Annotated in this window: 14 protein-coding genes and 1 riboswitch; of the genes, 12 read left to right on the top strand and 2 right to left on the bottom strand. The window is 70.0% G+C overall.

All coding sequences use genetic code 11. The features are described 5' to 3' along the window. The first annotated feature begins 41 nt into the window (after nucleotides 1–41). The 4 genes from L0C25_RS23395 to L0C25_RS23380 all read left to right on the top strand — a co-directional run bounded on the left by L0C25_RS23395 (nucleotide 42) and on the right by L0C25_RS23380 (nucleotide 4619). Nucleotides 42–1358: an NYN domain-containing protein gene (locus L0C25_RS23395; protein WP_271634242.1), complete on the top strand. Its 1317-nt coding sequence runs from the start codon at nucleotides 42–44 to the stop codon at nucleotides 1356–1358. Between the two features lie 332 nt (nucleotides 1359–1690). After that, the gene (locus L0C25_RS23390) at nucleotides 1691–1915 is read left to right on the top strand and encodes a hypothetical protein (protein WP_271634241.1); all 225 of its coding nucleotides are present in this window, start codon (nucleotides 1691–1693) and stop codon (nucleotides 1913–1915) included. A gap of 120 nt (nucleotides 1916–2035) precedes the next feature. Beyond that, nucleotides 2036–2192, top strand: a riboswitch (cyclic di-AMP (ydaO/yuaA leader). An 8-nt stretch (nucleotides 2193–2200) separates the two neighbouring features. Beyond that, complete coding sequence (locus tag L0C25_RS23385; protein ID WP_271634240.1) at nucleotides 2201–3250, top strand: C40 family peptidase; 1050 nt, start codon at nucleotides 2201–2203, stop codon at nucleotides 3248–3250. An 88-nt stretch (nucleotides 3251–3338) separates the two neighbouring features. Then, complete coding sequence (locus L0C25_RS23380; RefSeq protein ID WP_271634239.1) at nucleotides 3339–4619, top strand: gluzincin family metallopeptidase; 1281 nt, start codon at nucleotides 3339–3341, stop codon at nucleotides 4617–4619. A gap of 15 nt (nucleotides 4620–4634) precedes the next feature. Here L0C25_RS23380 and L0C25_RS23375 read toward each other — a convergent pair whose 3' ends face one another. Then, the gene (locus tag L0C25_RS23375) at nucleotides 4635–6419 is read right to left on the bottom strand and encodes an AMP-dependent synthetase/ligase (protein WP_271634238.1); all 1785 of its coding nucleotides are present in this window, start codon (nucleotides 6417–6419) and stop codon (nucleotides 4635–4637) included. A gap of 92 nt (nucleotides 6420–6511) precedes the next feature. Here L0C25_RS23375 and L0C25_RS23370 point away from each other — a divergent pair, with 92 nt between their 5' ends. From L0C25_RS23370 to L0C25_RS23345, 6 genes are read left to right on the top strand one after another with little or no spacing between them, the layout of a single operon-like run. Continuing rightward, nucleotides 6512–6895, top strand: a complete 384-nt coding sequence (locus L0C25_RS23370) for a hypothetical protein (protein WP_271634237.1) — start codon at nucleotides 6512–6514, stop codon at nucleotides 6893–6895. A gap of 33 nt (nucleotides 6896–6928) precedes the next feature. Continuing rightward, on the top strand, nucleotides 6929–7372 hold the full coding sequence (locus tag L0C25_RS23365; protein WP_271634236.1) for an SRPBCC family protein: 444 nt from the start codon (nucleotides 6929–6931) through the stop codon (nucleotides 7370–7372). 27 nt (nucleotides 7373–7399) lie between these two features. Continuing rightward, nucleotides 7400–8596 (top strand): ArsA family ATPase, encoded by a 1197-nt coding sequence (locus L0C25_RS23360; protein ID WP_271634235.1) that lies wholly within the window; start codon nucleotides 7400–7402, stop codon nucleotides 8594–8596. Continuing rightward, the gene (locus L0C25_RS23355; RefSeq protein ID WP_271634234.1) at nucleotides 8589–9035 is read left to right on the top strand and encodes a hypothetical protein; all 447 of its coding nucleotides are present in this window, start codon (nucleotides 8589–8591) and stop codon (nucleotides 9033–9035) included. The genes L0C25_RS23360 and L0C25_RS23355 overlap by 8 nt, the downstream gene beginning before the upstream one ends. Then, complete coding sequence (locus L0C25_RS23350) at nucleotides 9026–9970, top strand: ROK family glucokinase (RefSeq protein ID WP_271634233.1); 945 nt, start codon at nucleotides 9026–9028, stop codon at nucleotides 9968–9970. The genes L0C25_RS23355 and L0C25_RS23350 overlap by 10 nt, the downstream gene beginning before the upstream one ends. A 39-nt stretch (nucleotides 9971–10009) precedes the next feature. Further along, entirely contained in the window at nucleotides 10010–11083 is a 1074-nt protein-coding gene (locus L0C25_RS23345; RefSeq protein WP_271634232.1) for an ROK family glucokinase, read from the top strand. Between the two features lie 136 nt (nucleotides 11084–11219). On the opposite strand, the gene L0C25_RS23340 is transcribed toward L0C25_RS23345, so the two are convergent. Continuing rightward, complete coding sequence (locus L0C25_RS23340) at nucleotides 11220–11960, bottom strand: GntR family transcriptional regulator (protein WP_271634231.1); 741 nt, start codon at nucleotides 11958–11960, stop codon at nucleotides 11220–11222. A 172-nt stretch (nucleotides 11961–12132) separates the two neighbouring features. On the opposite strand from L0C25_RS23340, the gene L0C25_RS23335 reads away from it, so the two are divergent. Together L0C25_RS23335 and L0C25_RS23330 are read left to right on the top strand one after the other, a co-directional pair. After that, nucleotides 12133–13131 carry a Gfo/Idh/MocA family protein gene (locus L0C25_RS23335; protein WP_271634229.1) on the top strand — a complete coding sequence of 333 codons (999 nt, stop codon included), beginning with the start codon at nucleotides 12133–12135 and terminating at the stop codon, nucleotides 13129–13131. Nucleotides 13132–13165: 34 nt separating this feature from the next. Continuing rightward, entirely contained in the window at nucleotides 13166–14140 is a 975-nt protein-coding gene (locus tag L0C25_RS23330) for a sugar ABC transporter substrate-binding protein (RefSeq protein ID WP_271634227.1), read from the top strand. Nucleotides 14141–14177 lie beyond the last annotated feature (37 nt).

Genomic DNA, 14177 nt, shown 5'->3' with positions numbered 1-14177 from the left:
AAGAGCTCGGGCCAAGTACTCGACCGTGAGGAGGCGTACGCGTGGCAGCGGAACCGACGCCGCCGGACGTGCAGCCGATCGTGCTGCCCGAATCGGTACGCCACCGTGTGGTCGCATTGACCTCGCAAGCGCTCTCCGCCCTCGACGCGAGGCAGGTCCCGCCGCCGTTGCGGAAGATCGCCCAGTTCACCCCCGCGCGACGGGCGCGCTTGGCAGCAACGGCGATCGCGACGGCCGTCGCGACCGACGACTCGTTTCGTGACCGGGTCGGTGGTCAGGTACGCCGCGGCAACGAGGCCGTCGTCGAGGCGATCGCGACGGACGCCGTCGCGACGATCGACCCCGTCGAGGTGGCCGCGATCGCGTACGTCACGCGCGTGGACGGCTGGCGCCGGGCGCTCGACGCCGCGCTCGACGCGTTGGAGGCCGATCGGGAGGCGTCGGCCGCCACCGCCGCGGAGGAGTCCGACCAGGTCGAGCGGCTGGGACAGCAGGTGGAGCAGCTGCGCGACGAGATGCGGTCTGCGCGCACCGCGCACCGCAAGGAGATCGACGGCGTCAAGGCCGACAACACCGATCTGCGTCGCAAGCTCGGCGACGCTCGTACCCGGGCGCGCTCGGCGGAGGCGGAGCGTACGCGCCTCGAGGCCGAGCTCGAAGAGGTGACGGACCGCGAGCGTGCGCGGGCGAACGAGGCGGACGCCGAGGTGCGCCGGTTGCGTCAGCGACTCGACACGGCGGTGGCCGAGCTCGGCGACCAGCGGCGCCAGTCGCGCGGCGACCGCGCACAGGAGTCGATGCGCTCGCGCCTGCTCCTCGACACGGTGATCGAGGCGGCGCAGGGCCTGCGTCGTGAGCTGGCGTTGCCGCCGTTGGAGACGCTGCCCGCAGACCAGGTCGCGGGCGACGAGCCCGCGCAGGGCCGCGAGCACGCCACCGTCACCGATGCGGCGCGGCTGCGGCCGTTGCTCGAGCTGCCTCGGGCCCACGTGATCGTCGACGGCTACAACGTGAGCAAGTCCGCATGGAGCGACGTGCCGCTCGATCGGCAGCGTTCGCTGCTGGTGACCGAGGTCGGCGGGCTCGCCGCGCGTACGGCGGTCGAGGCGACGGTCGTGTTCGACGGCGCCGACGTCGCACCGTCGGCGGCACGCCCGTCCGCCCGCGGCGTACGCGTGCGGTTCAGCCCCGCCGGCGTCACGGCCGACGACGTGATCGCGCAGCTGGTCTCGGCCGAGCCCGAGGGACGTCCGGTGATCGTCGTCTCCAGCGACGCCGAGGTCGCCGCACACGCCCGCCGCGCCGGGGGCCGCCCGGCCGCGGCCGCAGCGCTGATCGGCCTCCTCGCCGGCCGCTAAGACGGGCGTCTCGAGCAACCGAAAGCCTCTGCCGTAGGTAAGCGGGTCTCAATGTTGCAGGAGCGAACGGCAACCACCGCGGCGCCTAGCTTGTGGGCTGTTACGGCGCCGGTCACCAGGCAGGCGCTCGACCGGCGGAGCCGTAACGGCCCACAAGGTGAGGACCCCCGCGAGCCAACAAGGTGGATACGCAAGGCTTGGCGACCGACCCACTCGGTAACCGCGCGAGACCGTTCCGCACGAACGTCTGCCCCGGTTGTCAGACCCGGTCCGTAGCGTCCATGACGAGGTGCCGGTCTTCCTTCCCCACGGCCGGCGGAGACGGAGGAGCCATGAACGACGACTCGAGCTCGATCACGATCGACTGCGACAGCTGTCTCGTCCGCGGCGACGCCTGCGGCGACTGCGTCGTCACCGTGCTGTTGGGCGGTCCGCCACAGGGCGTACGCATCGACGACGAGGAGCGCGAGGCGATCGACGCCTTGTCGGCGTCCGGTCTGGTGCCGCCGTTGCGGCTCGTCACGGCGATGGACGAGTCCGTGCCCGACTCTGCGTGACGGTCGTCACCGACCCAACAGCACCGCAGGATCGACGCGCCCCGACGCGATTGATCTAGGTGTCCCGGATCGCTACAGTGGGCGCTTGCGTGTCACGTGAGAGTCCTCCACCAGGAGGGCGCGGGCACGCCGCCTAATCCGGCTCGCGAGGGAAGTCGCGTGCCGGAGCCGGGGAACCACGTACGTGGGGTGAGTCGGCGTCGACCTGTCGTCGCCGTAGGGCAAGTCCTTGGCCCGAACCCGTCAGCTCACCTGGTAGGCGTCGAGGAAAGGGGACCGTCCCTCGTGCGGACTGGCCAGCGCAGCTTCAACCGGACGCGCGCCGTAGTCGTCGTGTGCGCCACCCTCGCCGCGGGACTCACCACCGCGGTACCCGCCGGCGTCGCCTCGCCCGATGAACCGTCGCTGGACCAGGTCCGCGACCGCGTCGAGCGACTTCACCGCGATGCCGAGGAGGCGAACGAGCGGTACCTCCAGCTGGTCGACCAGATCGGCGAGACCCGCAAGCAGCTCAAGGCGACCCGACAAGACGTGCGCGACCAGCAGGCGTCGTTCTCGAAGATCAAGAAGCGCGTGACCGCATCGCTCGTCGCGGACGCGACCGACTCCCCGCTCGGTACGACCGGCGAGCTGCTGACCAGCGACGACCCCGAGCAGTTCATCGACGGTCTCGGCGCGATGCAGGCGTACAACACCACCCAGAACGACCTGCTTGCCGAGTACTCGACGATGTCGGGCGAGCTGCAGAGCCGCGAGACGCAGCTCGAGGAGCAGCTCGACTCGATCGACAAGGCCAAGCAGAAGATGGCCGACGAGAAGGCCGAGGTCGACAAGAAGGCCGATGAGGCCGAAGACGTCCTCGACGAGCTCGAGGCAGAGCAGCGCGAGGCGCTCCTCAACGATCCCGACGGCGATGGCGACGGTCCGAGCCGTGACGAGGACCGCGACCCCACCGTCGACACCGGCGACGGCACGACCGACGCCAGCGGTGCGGCCGCCGCGGCGATCGCGTTCGCCAAGGACCAGCTCGGCGAGCCGTACGTGTACGGCGCCGCGGGCCCCGACTCCTGGGACTGCTCCGGGCTGACCAGCGGCGCGTACGCCTCGGCGGGCATCGCCCTGCCGCGGTCGTCGAGCTCGCAGGCAGGTGCCGGCACGCCGGTGTCCAGCTCGGACATGCAGCCGGGCGACCTGGTGTTCTACTACACCCCGATCAGCCACGTCGCGATCTACCTCGGCGACGGACTGATCATTCACGCGCCCCATCCGGGCTCGTCGGTCGAGATCGTCGGTGTCAGCACGATGCCGGTCACGGCCGTTCGCCGCGTCGCGTGATCGACGGGTCGGGTGAGTTTGCTCACCCGACCCGCTCCCAGGGTCGATCTGGTCCGGATTCGTTGATCCGGGTCCCTACAATTCTGGGGTGAGCACAACCGTCCGGGCGGTGCGAAGCGCCAACGTCTGGGCGCTCTTGGTCGTCGCCGTCGTGGTACTGGGCTTCGTCGTCTGGCAGCAGCGCGAGTCCAGTCCATCCGAAGCACAGTCGAGCACCGCATCCGCCCTGAGTCCGGCGGGAGCGGTGCCCGACGCGTCTGCGCTGCCCAACGCGCTCGATCGCCTCGAGTCGGCCTGGCAGGACCGTGACCGCGACGAGTTCATCGCCGCCGCCGGCAAGACCGCTGCCGCCGAGCGCTGGGGCGCGCAGACGTACGACAACCTGCAGGAGCTCGGCGCCGGACGCATCGACCTGGAGCTGGTGGACGACGATGCCGCGGCTCAAGCCGGCACCGGCGGCACGTTCGACGCCTCGGTCGACGTCAGCTGGGTGCCGGGCGCCACAACCGGCCTGCCGCGCCGGCGTACGGACATGGCAACCGTCTCGGTCAAGGTACGCCAGACCCAGCGCTTCAACCTCGAAGGCGTGGCGGCGACGAAGGACCCGATGCCCCTGTGGCTGGCCGGCGCGCTCGATGTGACCCGCGACGACAACTCCACTCTCGTGCGCGTCGACGGCGGGGCCGAGAAGCCGAAGATGCGGCCGATGGTCGACAAGGCCATGGCCGACGTGCGTCGCGTGTACGGAAAGCCGAAACGGGATGCGTTCGTCGTGATCCCGCGGGACAGCACGCAGAGCTCCGCGATCGTCGGTGGGTCGTCTGACAGGCTGAGCCAGATCGCGGCGATCACGACGACGCTCGACGGGTCGGACGCGACGTACGGCCCGGTCGCCGTCGTGGTGAATCCCGACATCTTCACGCCGCTTGACGAGCGCGCCGCCCAGATCGTGCTCACCCACGAGGCGACGCATGAGGCGACCGGTGCCGCGACCGCGGTCGCGCCGCTGTGGGTCGCCGAGGGTTACGCGGACTTCGTCGCACTGAACCGTGACAAGCTCCAGCCGACCCGAAGCGCCTCGCAGATCCTCCAGCGCGTACGCACGAGCGGGCCTCCGAAGGCGCTGCCGTCAGACAACGAGTTCGGCACTGCGTCGCCGCGCCTGGGCGCGACGTACGAGGGTGCGTGGATGGCGTTCCGGATGCTCGGCGAGGCGTACGGCGACGACGCGGTGACGGAGTTCTACGGGCAGGTGCTGCGCGGAACGTCGGCAGACGTCGCCGCCCGGCGCGCCTTCGGTACGGACATCGACAGCATCACCGCGGACTGGCGCGGATACCTCGACTACTGGTCCGAGATCCCGCGCTGAGTCGACGCTCGGCGTTCAGTCGAAGAGGGCCTCGACGTCGTCGCGGAACTCCCGCATCACGACGTTGCGCTTCAGCTTGAGCGTCGGCGTGACATGGCCGTCGTCCTCGGTCCAGTCGACGGGGAGGATGGTGAACTTACGGATCGACTCAGCTCTCGACACGGCGGCATTCGCCTCGTCGACGGCACGCTGGATCTCGGCGCGTACGGCGGCGTCCTCGGCGAGCACCGCGATATCGGTGGTCTTGCCGTTCGCCGGGGCCCAGTCCTCGACGGCCTCCGGATCGAGCGTGATCAGCGCCGCGATGAACGGTTTGCCGTCGCCGACGACCATGCACTGGCTGACGAGGGGGTGGGCACGGATGATGTCCTCCATGACCGCCGGCGCAACGTTCTTGCCCCCCGCGGTCACCAGGATCTCCTTCTTGCGTCCGGTGATCCGGACGAAGCCCTCCTCGTCGATCTCGCCCATGTCGCCGGTGTGGAACCAGCCGTCGTCGAGCGCCTCCGCCGATGCGTCATCGTTTCGCCAGTAGCCGCCGAACACCTGTCCGCCGCGGAACAGCAGTTCGCCGTCCTCGCCGACCTTGACCTCGGTGCCGGGGATCGGCCGACCGACAGTACCGATCTTGGTCTCGCCGGGGAGGTTCACCGCGAGTGCCGCGGTCGTCTCGGTGAGGCCGTACCCCTCGAGCACGGGTACGCCGATGCCGCGGAAGAAGTGCGCGAGGCGCTCACCGAGCGGCGCACCGCCGGAGATCGCGTACTGGGCCTTGCCGCCGAGCGCAGCACGCAGCTTGGCGTACACGAGACGGTCGAACAACGCGTGTCGGGCCCGCAGCAGGACTGGTACGCGACGCCCGTCGCGCGCCCGGCTGTAAGCGATCGCAGTGTCGACGGCGCGGTCGAAGATCGCGCCCTTGCCGTCGGCGTGCGCCTTCTGACTGGCGCCGTTGAAGACCTTCTCGAACACCCGCGGTACGGCGAGGATGAACGTCGGCTTGAAGTCCTCCAGGTGCACCAGCAGGTCGCGTACGTCTGCGGTGTGGCCCATGCGTACGCCCGACCGCACGCACCCGACCTGGATGATCCGGGCGAAGACGTGCGCGAGGGGGAGGAACAGCAGCGTCGACGCGTCGTCGGTCTCGAACAACTCGTCGAGCAGCTGCGTCGCGACCCCGAGCTCGAACATGAAGTTGCCGTGGGTGAGGCAGCAGCCCTTCGGCCGGCCGGTGGTGCCGGACGTGTAGATCACCGTGGCGAGCGACTCCGGCGTGACTGCGCCGCGACGCTCCTCCAGGGTCTCGTCGTCGACGTCGGAGCCGAGAGTCTCGAGCGCCTTGATCGCCCCGTCGTCGAGGCTCCACACGTTGCTCAGCGTCTCGATGTTCGTGCGCACCTGCTGTACGCGGCCGACGTGTTCGCGGGTTTCGACGACGCACGCGACGGCGCCGGAGTCGGAGAGGATCCACTCGATCTGCGCCGCCGAGCTGGTCTCGTAGATGGGCACCGTTGCGGCGCCGACCCACCAGATCGCGTAGTCGAGCAGCGTCCACTCGTAGCGGGTGCGGCTCAGGATCCCCACCCGGTCGCCGGCATCGACGCCCGCGGCCAGCAGGCCCTTGGCGACCGCCTTGACCTCTGCCTCGAACTCGGCGGACGTGACGTCGACCCAGCCGTCGGCCGACGAGCGGCTGAACGCGACCGACAAGGGGCGCTCGAGGGCGGCGTCGACCACGTCGTCGGTGAGATTGCCCTTCTCGGGCAGCCGATACGTAGGGGGCGAGGCGTACGCGCGCAAGTTCTCCTCCAAACGGTCGCTTCGCTGGCACCGGGAGCCGATGCTGTTCCGCAGGCTACAGTCACGAGGCGTCCGGCCAGAAGGAGCCACCGATGCCAATGCTCGACGTCACCGACGAGACGCTCGTGGTCGCAACGCCCGAGCAGGTCCGCGAGGTGCTCTGCGAGGAGTCCTTCTGGGAGGACCGGCTGCCCGGCGTACGACTGCGGTGCATCGACGATCGCGACGAGCTCGGCAAGCGCTGGTCCGTGCACGGCGCGATGCGTGGCAGCGCCGAGGTCTGGCTCGAGCCGTGGCTCGATGCGGTGGTCGTGCACGTGTTCTGGCAGGTCGACCTCGCCGATGGGCACCGGCCGAGTGCGCGCGTACGACGTCGGTACGCAGTCGACCTCAAGGCCCACGTCGCTGCCGTGAAGGACCGGCTCGAGGCCGGTCGGGCACCCGGGACACCACGGGCCGGGCAGGCAGGGGAGTAGGGTCCTTTCGAGCCCGTCCACCCGGAGGAATCGATGGCCGATCAGACCACCAGCGACATCGTCGTCGACGCCGCTCCCGCCGCAATCATGGATGCCGTCGCCGACTTCCCGGCGTACCCGCAGTGGGCGACCGGAGTCAAGGAGACCGAGGTTCTCGAGTTCGAGGACTCCGGGCGGGCGAAGCGGGTGCGGTTCGTGCTCGACGCGACTCCCATTCGCGACGAGTACGTGCTCGCGTACGACTGGCAGGGCGATCAGCAGGTGAGCTGGCAGCTCGACGAGTCCGGGAAGATGTTGCGCGCGATGGACGGCGCGTACATCCTGTCGCCGCTCGGCTCGGGAGGTACGCGAGTGACGTACCGACTCGAGGTCCAGGTGTCGATCCCGCTGCTCGGGATGCTCAAGCGCAAGGCGGAGAAGGTCATCATCGATACCGCGCTGAAGGGGCTCAAGAAGCGGGTCGAGCAGTCGGCCTGAGGTCCGCGCACGGTAGCCTCTGCGGTTGTGCGGATCATCCTGTTCACCGGCAAGGGCGGCGTCGGCAAGACGACCGCCGCCGCCGGTACGGCCGTCCTCGCGGGGCGCAACGGGTTGAAGACGCTGGTGATGTCGACCGATGCGGCGCACTCGCTGGCCGACGCGTTCGGGGTGGAGCCCGGCGCCGAGCCCGTCGAGGTCGACTCGCAGGTGTGGATGCAGCAGGTCGACGCCCAGCGCCGGTTCGAGGCCTCGTGGACGACCGTGCAGGGCTATCTGCGTACGGTGCTCGACGCCTCGGGGGTCGACCCGATCGCGGCCGAGGAACTGACCGTACTGCCGGGTGCCGAAGAGGTTCTGGCGCTGCTCGAGCTGCGCGACCAGGCCGCGTCCGGCCGGTGGGACCTCGTGATCGTCGACTGCGCGCCCACCGCCGAGACGCTCCGGCTGCTGGCGCTGCCCGAGGCGCTCGCCTGGTACATGGACCGCGTCTTTCCGACCGAGCGCCGAGTCGTCAATGCGCTGCGGCCGCTGCTGGCCAAGGCTGCCGGGGTCCCGATGCCGCGTGACGACGTGTTCGACGCGATCGAGCGGCTGCATGCCGACCTCGGCGACGTGCACGATCTGCTGGTCGGCCCCGGGTGCTCCGTACGGCTGGTGCTGACACCGGAGGCGGTCGTGTTGGCGGAGGCGCGGCGGGCGTTCACGACCCTCTCGCTGTACGGCTACCGGGTCGACGGTGTGCTCGCGAACCGCGTCTTTCCCGATGCGGCGGCCGACGATTGGCGACAGGGCTGGGTCGACGCGCAGCAGTCCCTGCTGGCCGAGGTCGATCGGTCGTTCGCGCCGCTGCCGGTGTGGCAGGGCGCGTACTGCGCCGCGGAGCCGGTCGGCGTCGACGCGCTCGGCGGGTTCGCCGCCGACATCTACGGCCCGAGCGACCCGTTCGCGGTGCCCGAGGGCGAGCCGATGGTGGTGACCCGCGACGGCGATCGGGTCGACCTGTCGCTCGCGCTGCCGTTGGCGGATACGGGCAACGTGCAGCTCGCGCGGCACGGCAACGACCTCGTCGTGACCGTCGGCGCGTACCGTCGGGTGCTCGCCCTCCCGGCGGTGCTGACGCGGTTGGACGTACGTGGCGCGCGGGTCGCCGGTGGCCGGCTCGAGGTTCGTTTCGGAGCGACCAGCGGCTCTGCGTCGAGTGAACGGGGAGCACATGGCTGAGCAGAACGAACCCGTCGGCAGCCTGGCCGAGGAGCTCGCCAAGCTGATGGGCGTGGTGTCCGGCCTCGCCGACCGAACGGGTGGAGATGCCGAGAGCGACGAGCCACGACCACCGGGCCACGATGAGACCCGCCGCGGTGAGAACGCGCATGGTGCGAGCGACGAGTCGCGACGGACCGGCCCTGACGGCGAGCACGCACACATCGCGGACGGTTCGGCCGCCTGCCAGGTCTGTCCGGTGTGCCAGACCATCGCGTTCGTACGTTCCGCCAGCCCCGAGGTACGCGAGCAGCTGACGGCCTCGGCTGCATCGCTCGCGGCGGCAGCGCGCGGCCTGGTGGAGTCGTTCGCCGCACAACAACGCAGCGGTGAGGGCACCTCGGCGCGCGATTCTCGCGTCGAGAACATCGACCTGTCGGAGGACGGGCCATGGGACTGACAGTCGGGGTCGACATCGGCGGTACGAAGATCGCGGCCGGTGTCGTCGACGAGGACGGCCGGATCGTGGTCGACGACGTACGCGACACACCGGCGACCGATCCGGCGGCGTTGGCCGCGACCGTCGGCGACCTCGTCGACGACCTGCGCCGCAAGCGCGATATCGACGCCGTCGGCATCGGCGCGGCTGGGTTCGTTGACGCATCCCGGTCCACGGTGCTCTTCGCACCGAACATCGACTGGGCGGACGAGCCGCTGGCCGCCCGCGTCCACGAGCTGGTCGGTCTGCGCGTCGTGGTGGAGAACGACGCGAACGCAGCGGCGTGGGGCGAGTTCCGCTTCGGCGCGGGTGCGGACGTCGACGACCTGCTGCTCGTGACCGTCGGCACCGGCATCGGCGCCGGCATCATCCACGCCGGCCAGCTCTACCGCGGCGGATTCGGAGTCGCGGCGGAGGTCGGCCACCTGCGCATGGTGCCCGCGGGCATTCTCTGCGGCTGCGGCCAGTACGGCTGCTGGGAGCAGTACGGCAGCGGTCGGGCGCTCGTACGTGAAGCGGGCGACCGGATTCGTGCGGGCATCACCGCGGCGAAGCCGCTCGCCGATCTGGCGGGTGGTGACCCGGACGCCGTGACCGGGCCGATGGTCACCGAGGCCGCGCAGGCCGGTGATCCGCTGTCGATCGACCTGATCGCCGACGCCGGGTCGTGGGTCGGACAGGGGTTGGCGTCGCTGGCCGCCGTCCTCGACCCGACGACGATCGCGATCGGGGGCGGCGTCGCGGCGGCGAGCGACCTGCTGATGCAGCCCGTGCAGGAAGCCTTCGTACGCCACCTGTCGGCCGGCTCGAGCCGGCCGCACGCGGAGTTGCGGCTGGCAACGCTCGGCAACGAGGCGGGTCTTGTGGGAGCGGCCGACCTGGCCCGGATACCGTGAAGGTAGTGCGCAGTACACAGAAGGAAGGGGGGACACACCATGGCTGAGCGACTCGCGATCGGAATCGACATCGGCGGCACCAAGGTTGCCGCGGGTGTCGTCGACCTCGATGGGCACGTACGCGCGCGGCTGCGGCGCGAGACGCCGACGACGAGCCCGCAGGAGGTGCTCAACACGATCGCCGACGTCGTCGACGAGCTGCGCGCGGGCTACCACATCACCTCCGTCGGTATCGGCGCGGCGGGTTTCGTCGACGCGACCCGCTCGACGGTGCTGTTCTCGCCGCATCTGGCCTGGCGCAACGAGCCGCTGCGCGACGCCGTGCACCGCCGGATCGGCCTCTCCGTGCTTGTCGACAACGACGCCAATGCCGCGGCCTGGGCCGAGTGGCGGTTCGGCGCCGCGCAGAACGAGGAGGACCTCGTCTGCATCACGCTCGGCACCGGCATCGGTGGAGCGCTGGTGATCGGCGGTCAGCTGCACCGCGGACGCTGGGGTCTTGCCGGCGAGTTCGGCCACATGCAGGTCGTGCCGCAGGGGCATCGCTGCGAGTGCGGCAACCGCGGTTGCTGGGAGCAGTACGCGAGCGGCAACGCGCTCGTCCGCGAGGCGAAGATCATCGCGAAGGGCGATTCCCCGCTGGCGCACCGGCTGCTGGAGCTGGTCGACGGCGACGCGACCCGGATCACCGGGCCGCTGGTCAGCGAGGTGGCACGCGAGGGCGACCCGGAGGCGATCGCCCTGCTCGCCGAGGTAGGTGACTGGCTCGGCGTCGGCATCGCCGGCCTGGCGGCCGCCCTCGACTGCGGGTTGTTCGTCATCGGCGGGGGAGTCTCGGAGGCCAACGAGCTGCTGATCGAGCCCGCGCGGGACGCGTTCCGGCGTACGCTCACCGGGCGTGGGTACCGCGCCGAGGCGCGGATCGTACGCGCGCACCTCGGACCCGACGCCGGGATGATCGGTGCGGCCGACATGTCGCGTGCGCTCCGGCGCCGGCGGAGCCGCCGCTCGCCACGCACGTCGACTCGCAACGCCCCGCTGCGCTCGCGCCTGCGCGAGCCGACCCCGATCTCGTCGCGCTTCTCCACCCGCCGGGCGTCGTCGTCCGAGTAGACGCCGGCCTGGGGCGGTACTGCGGCTGCAGCGATACCAAGTGAACTAGGTACGGTCGCACCTCACTGGGCGTCGATGCCTAGTTGAGTGGGCGATACCTGGTGAACTTGGTATCGCTGCCGCCGAGCCGCGGGGCTCACCGGTCGACCAGCGTGATCTCGAACGAGTAGAGCTCCGGGCGATAGACGTGCGTGCCGTACTCCACGACCAGTCCGGCATCGTCGTACGCGGTGCGCCGCATCGTGAGCAGGGGAGCGCCGCGCTTCTCGCCGAGCAGCCGGGCCTCGCGGGCCTCGGCCCGGCGCGCGCCGATGCGCTGCTGTGCCACGCGCATGTGGAGACCCGTGCGCCGCAGGGCCTCGTACAGTCCGTGGTTCTCCAGGTCGACCGCATTCAGGTCGAGGGTCTCCGCGGGCAGGAAGTTGTGCATCAACGCCAGCGGCTCGTCGCCGATGTAGCGAAGCCGTACGAGCGACCACGCCGGCTCGCCGGGCTCGACCTGCAGCTCGTGCGCGATCTCCTCCGTGGTCACGGTGATCTCGACCGAAAGCACCTCCGTGCGCGGGCCTTGTCCGGCCGCGCTGAGGTCGTCGTACAGGCTGGTGAGCTCGACCGAGCGGCGGATCTTGCCGTGGACGACCTGGGTGCCCACGCCGCGTTTGCGGACCAGCATGCCCTTGTCGACGAGCACCTGGATCGCCTGCCGCATGGTGGGCCTCGACAGGCCGAGGTCGTGCGCGAGCGAGACCTCGTTGCTGATTCGGTCGCCCGGCGCCAGGGTGCCGCCGACGATCGCCGCCTCGAGCTGCTCGGCCACCTGGAAGTACAGCGGCACCGGACTCGACCGGTCGAGGGTGATGCGTGGTTCGTTCGCCATGCGATGCTCCGAGCTCGACGCCGTCTACGACCGGCAGTCTACGGAACCGTTATGTTCCAACGTCAATATGTCCTAACAAAGTCTTGACACGCCTCCGGCCGCCACCCAGACTTGGATGCGCCGGTGGGATCGCTGAGCACACTTTGGCCGTACCCGACGCGACGGAGGCAGCATGAGGATCGGACTCGTTGGCGCGGGCCGGATCGGTGCAATGCACGCGGAGATCCTTGCAGGTATGGAAGAGCTCTCGGTCACGGTCGCCGACGCCGATGCCGAACGCGCGCGGTCCGTCGCCGACAAGGCCGGCCTCGGGTACGCACGCTCGGTCGACGAGCTTCTCGACCAGCCGCTCGACGGCGTGGTGATCGCAGCTGCCACCAACTCGCACCCGACGTTGATCCGGCGCGCGGTCGAGCGGCGCGTGCCGGTGTTCTGCGAGAAGCCGGTCGCGCCCGACGTCGCGGGCACGCTCGAGGTCATCGCGGCGATCGAGGGCACGGATGTACCCGTGCAGATCGGCTTCCAGCGGAGATTCGATGCCGGATACGTCAACGCACGTGAGGAGATCGCGTCCGGTCGGCTCGGCTGGCTGCACACACTGCGCTCGACGACGCTCGACCCGGCGCCGCCGCCCGAGGAGTACGTCGCGAGCTCCGGCGGCATCTTCATCGACTGTGCGGTGCACGATTTCGACAGCCTGCGTTGGGTGACGGGTCGAGAGGTGGCCTCGGTGTACGCGACGGGATCCAACCGCGGCGCCCCGTTCTTCACCGAACACGGGGACGTCGACACGGCCTCGGCGACACTGCGCTTCGACGACGATGCGCTCGCGGTCGTCTCGGTCACCCGTTACAACGCGGCGGGCTACGACATCCGCCTCGAGGCGTTCGGCTCCGACGGCTCGGTGAGCACCGGCCTCGACGACAAGACCCCGCTGCGGTCGACCGAGCCCGGGTCCACGTTCCCGTCCGGTCCGGCGTACACGGCCTTCCCTGAGCGCTTCGCCGACGCGTACGTCGCCGAGCTGGCGGCCTTCGTACGTCTTGCCCACGACGGCGGCGAGTCGCCGTGCGCGCCGGTCGATGCTCTGGAAGCGTTCTACATCGCCGAAGCGTGCGAGATGTCGCGCACCAGCGACCAAGTCGTCTACCTTTCGGGTGTGCGTCGATAGCGCGCGCATGAAACCAACGAGGAGTACGCCTGCCATGAAGACTCTGCGGATCGCCGCGGTTGCCGCCGCTGCGGCACTGACCCTGACCGCTTGCAGCGGCACCGGCCAGGACGACGACGGCGCCGAGGACGCGTCCGATCTCGACCTCACGTACGCCGTCGTGACACACGGTGCGCCCGATGACGCGTTCTGGAGCGTTGTGAAGGCCGGTTCCGATCGGGCGGGCGAAGACCTCGGGGTCGACGTCGAGTACAACTCGGATCCCGACGTCACCAAGCAGGCGGAGCTCATCGACGCCGCCGTCGCGGATGACGTCGACGGCATCGTGGTCTCGATGGCCGATCCCGATGGTCTGGAGAAGTCGGTCAAGGCCGCCGTCGAGGCCGGCGTACCGGTGATCACCATCAACTCGGGCATCGACGAGTCGGCGGAGTTCGGCGCCATCACGCACGTCGGCCAGAGCGAGACGATCGCCGGCGAAGCCGCGGGCGAGAAGTTCAGCGAGCTCGGCGCGAAGAAGGTCATCTGCGTGATCCACGAGGCCGGCAACACCGGGCTCGAGCAGCGCTGCGCCGGCGCCAAGAGCAAGTTCGGCGGCTCCATGGAGAACCTCCAGGTCGACGGCGCCGACACGACCGAGGCCAAGAACACCATTCAGTCGGCGCTGCAGGCCGACGGCTCGATCGACGGCGTCCTCGCGCTGAACGCACAGGTGGCGCTCGGTGCCCAGCAGGCCGTCGAGGAGAGCGGCGCGGAGGTGCAGATCGGTACGTTCGACCTCTCCGAAGACCTGATCGGCCAGATCCAGGACGGCAACGTCGCGTTCGCGGTCGACCAGCAGCCGTACACACAGGGCTATCTCGGCGTGCAGTTCCTGTACCTGAACTCGATCAACGGCAACCAGGTCGGCGGTGGCAAGCCGGTGTACTCCGGGCCGGCGTTCGTCACGAAGGAGAACGCCGACGAGGTGCTCGAAGTACGCCAAGAACGGCACCCGCTGACACGGTGATGGCCACTACTCTGGAAACAGACGAGCGGCTGAGCGG

Origin of the sequence: Solicola gregarius, from assembly GCF_025790165.1 — a bacterium.
In the GTDB taxonomy this organism is placed as follows: Bacteria; Actinomycetota; Actinomycetes; order Propionibacteriales; family Nocardioidaceae; genus Solicola; species Solicola gregarius.
The sequence above is the reverse complement of the archived record's forward strand: the minus strand, read 5'-3'. Positions and strand labels throughout refer to the sequence as shown.

What these genes read in the sequence shown, in the direction of transcription:
- L0C25_RS23390 (WP_271634241.1), top strand. Translation starts at nt 1,691, where the DNA reads ATGAACGACGACTCGAGCTCGATCACGATCGACTGCGACAGCTGTCTC.
- L0C25_RS23370 (WP_271634237.1), top strand. Translation starts at nt 6,512, where the DNA reads ATGCCAATGCTCGACGTCACCGACGAGACGCTCGTGGTCGCAACGCCC.
- L0C25_RS23365 (WP_271634236.1), top strand. Translation starts at nt 6,929, where the DNA reads ATGGCCGATCAGACCACCAGCGACATCGTCGTCGACGCCGCTCCCGCC.
- L0C25_RS23355 (WP_271634234.1), top strand. Translation starts at nt 8,589, where the DNA reads ATGGCTGAGCAGAACGAACCCGTCGGCAGCCTGGCCGAGGAGCTCGCC.
- L0C25_RS23350 (WP_271634233.1), top strand. Translation starts at nt 9,026, where the DNA reads ATGGGACTGACAGTCGGGGTCGACATCGGCGGTACGAAGATCGCGGCC.
- L0C25_RS23345 (WP_271634232.1), top strand. Translation starts at nt 10,010, where the DNA reads ATGGCTGAGCGACTCGCGATCGGAATCGACATCGGCGGCACCAAGGTT.
- L0C25_RS23340 (WP_271634231.1), bottom strand. Translation starts at nt 11,960, where the DNA reads ATGGCGAACGAACCACGCATCACCCTCGACCGGTCGAGTCCGGTGCCG.
- L0C25_RS23335 (WP_271634229.1), top strand. Translation starts at nt 12,133, where the DNA reads ATGAGGATCGGACTCGTTGGCGCGGGCCGGATCGGTGCAATGCACGCG.
- L0C25_RS23330 (WP_271634227.1), top strand. Translation starts at nt 13,166, where the DNA reads ATGAAGACTCTGCGGATCGCCGCGGTTGCCGCCGCTGCGGCACTGACC.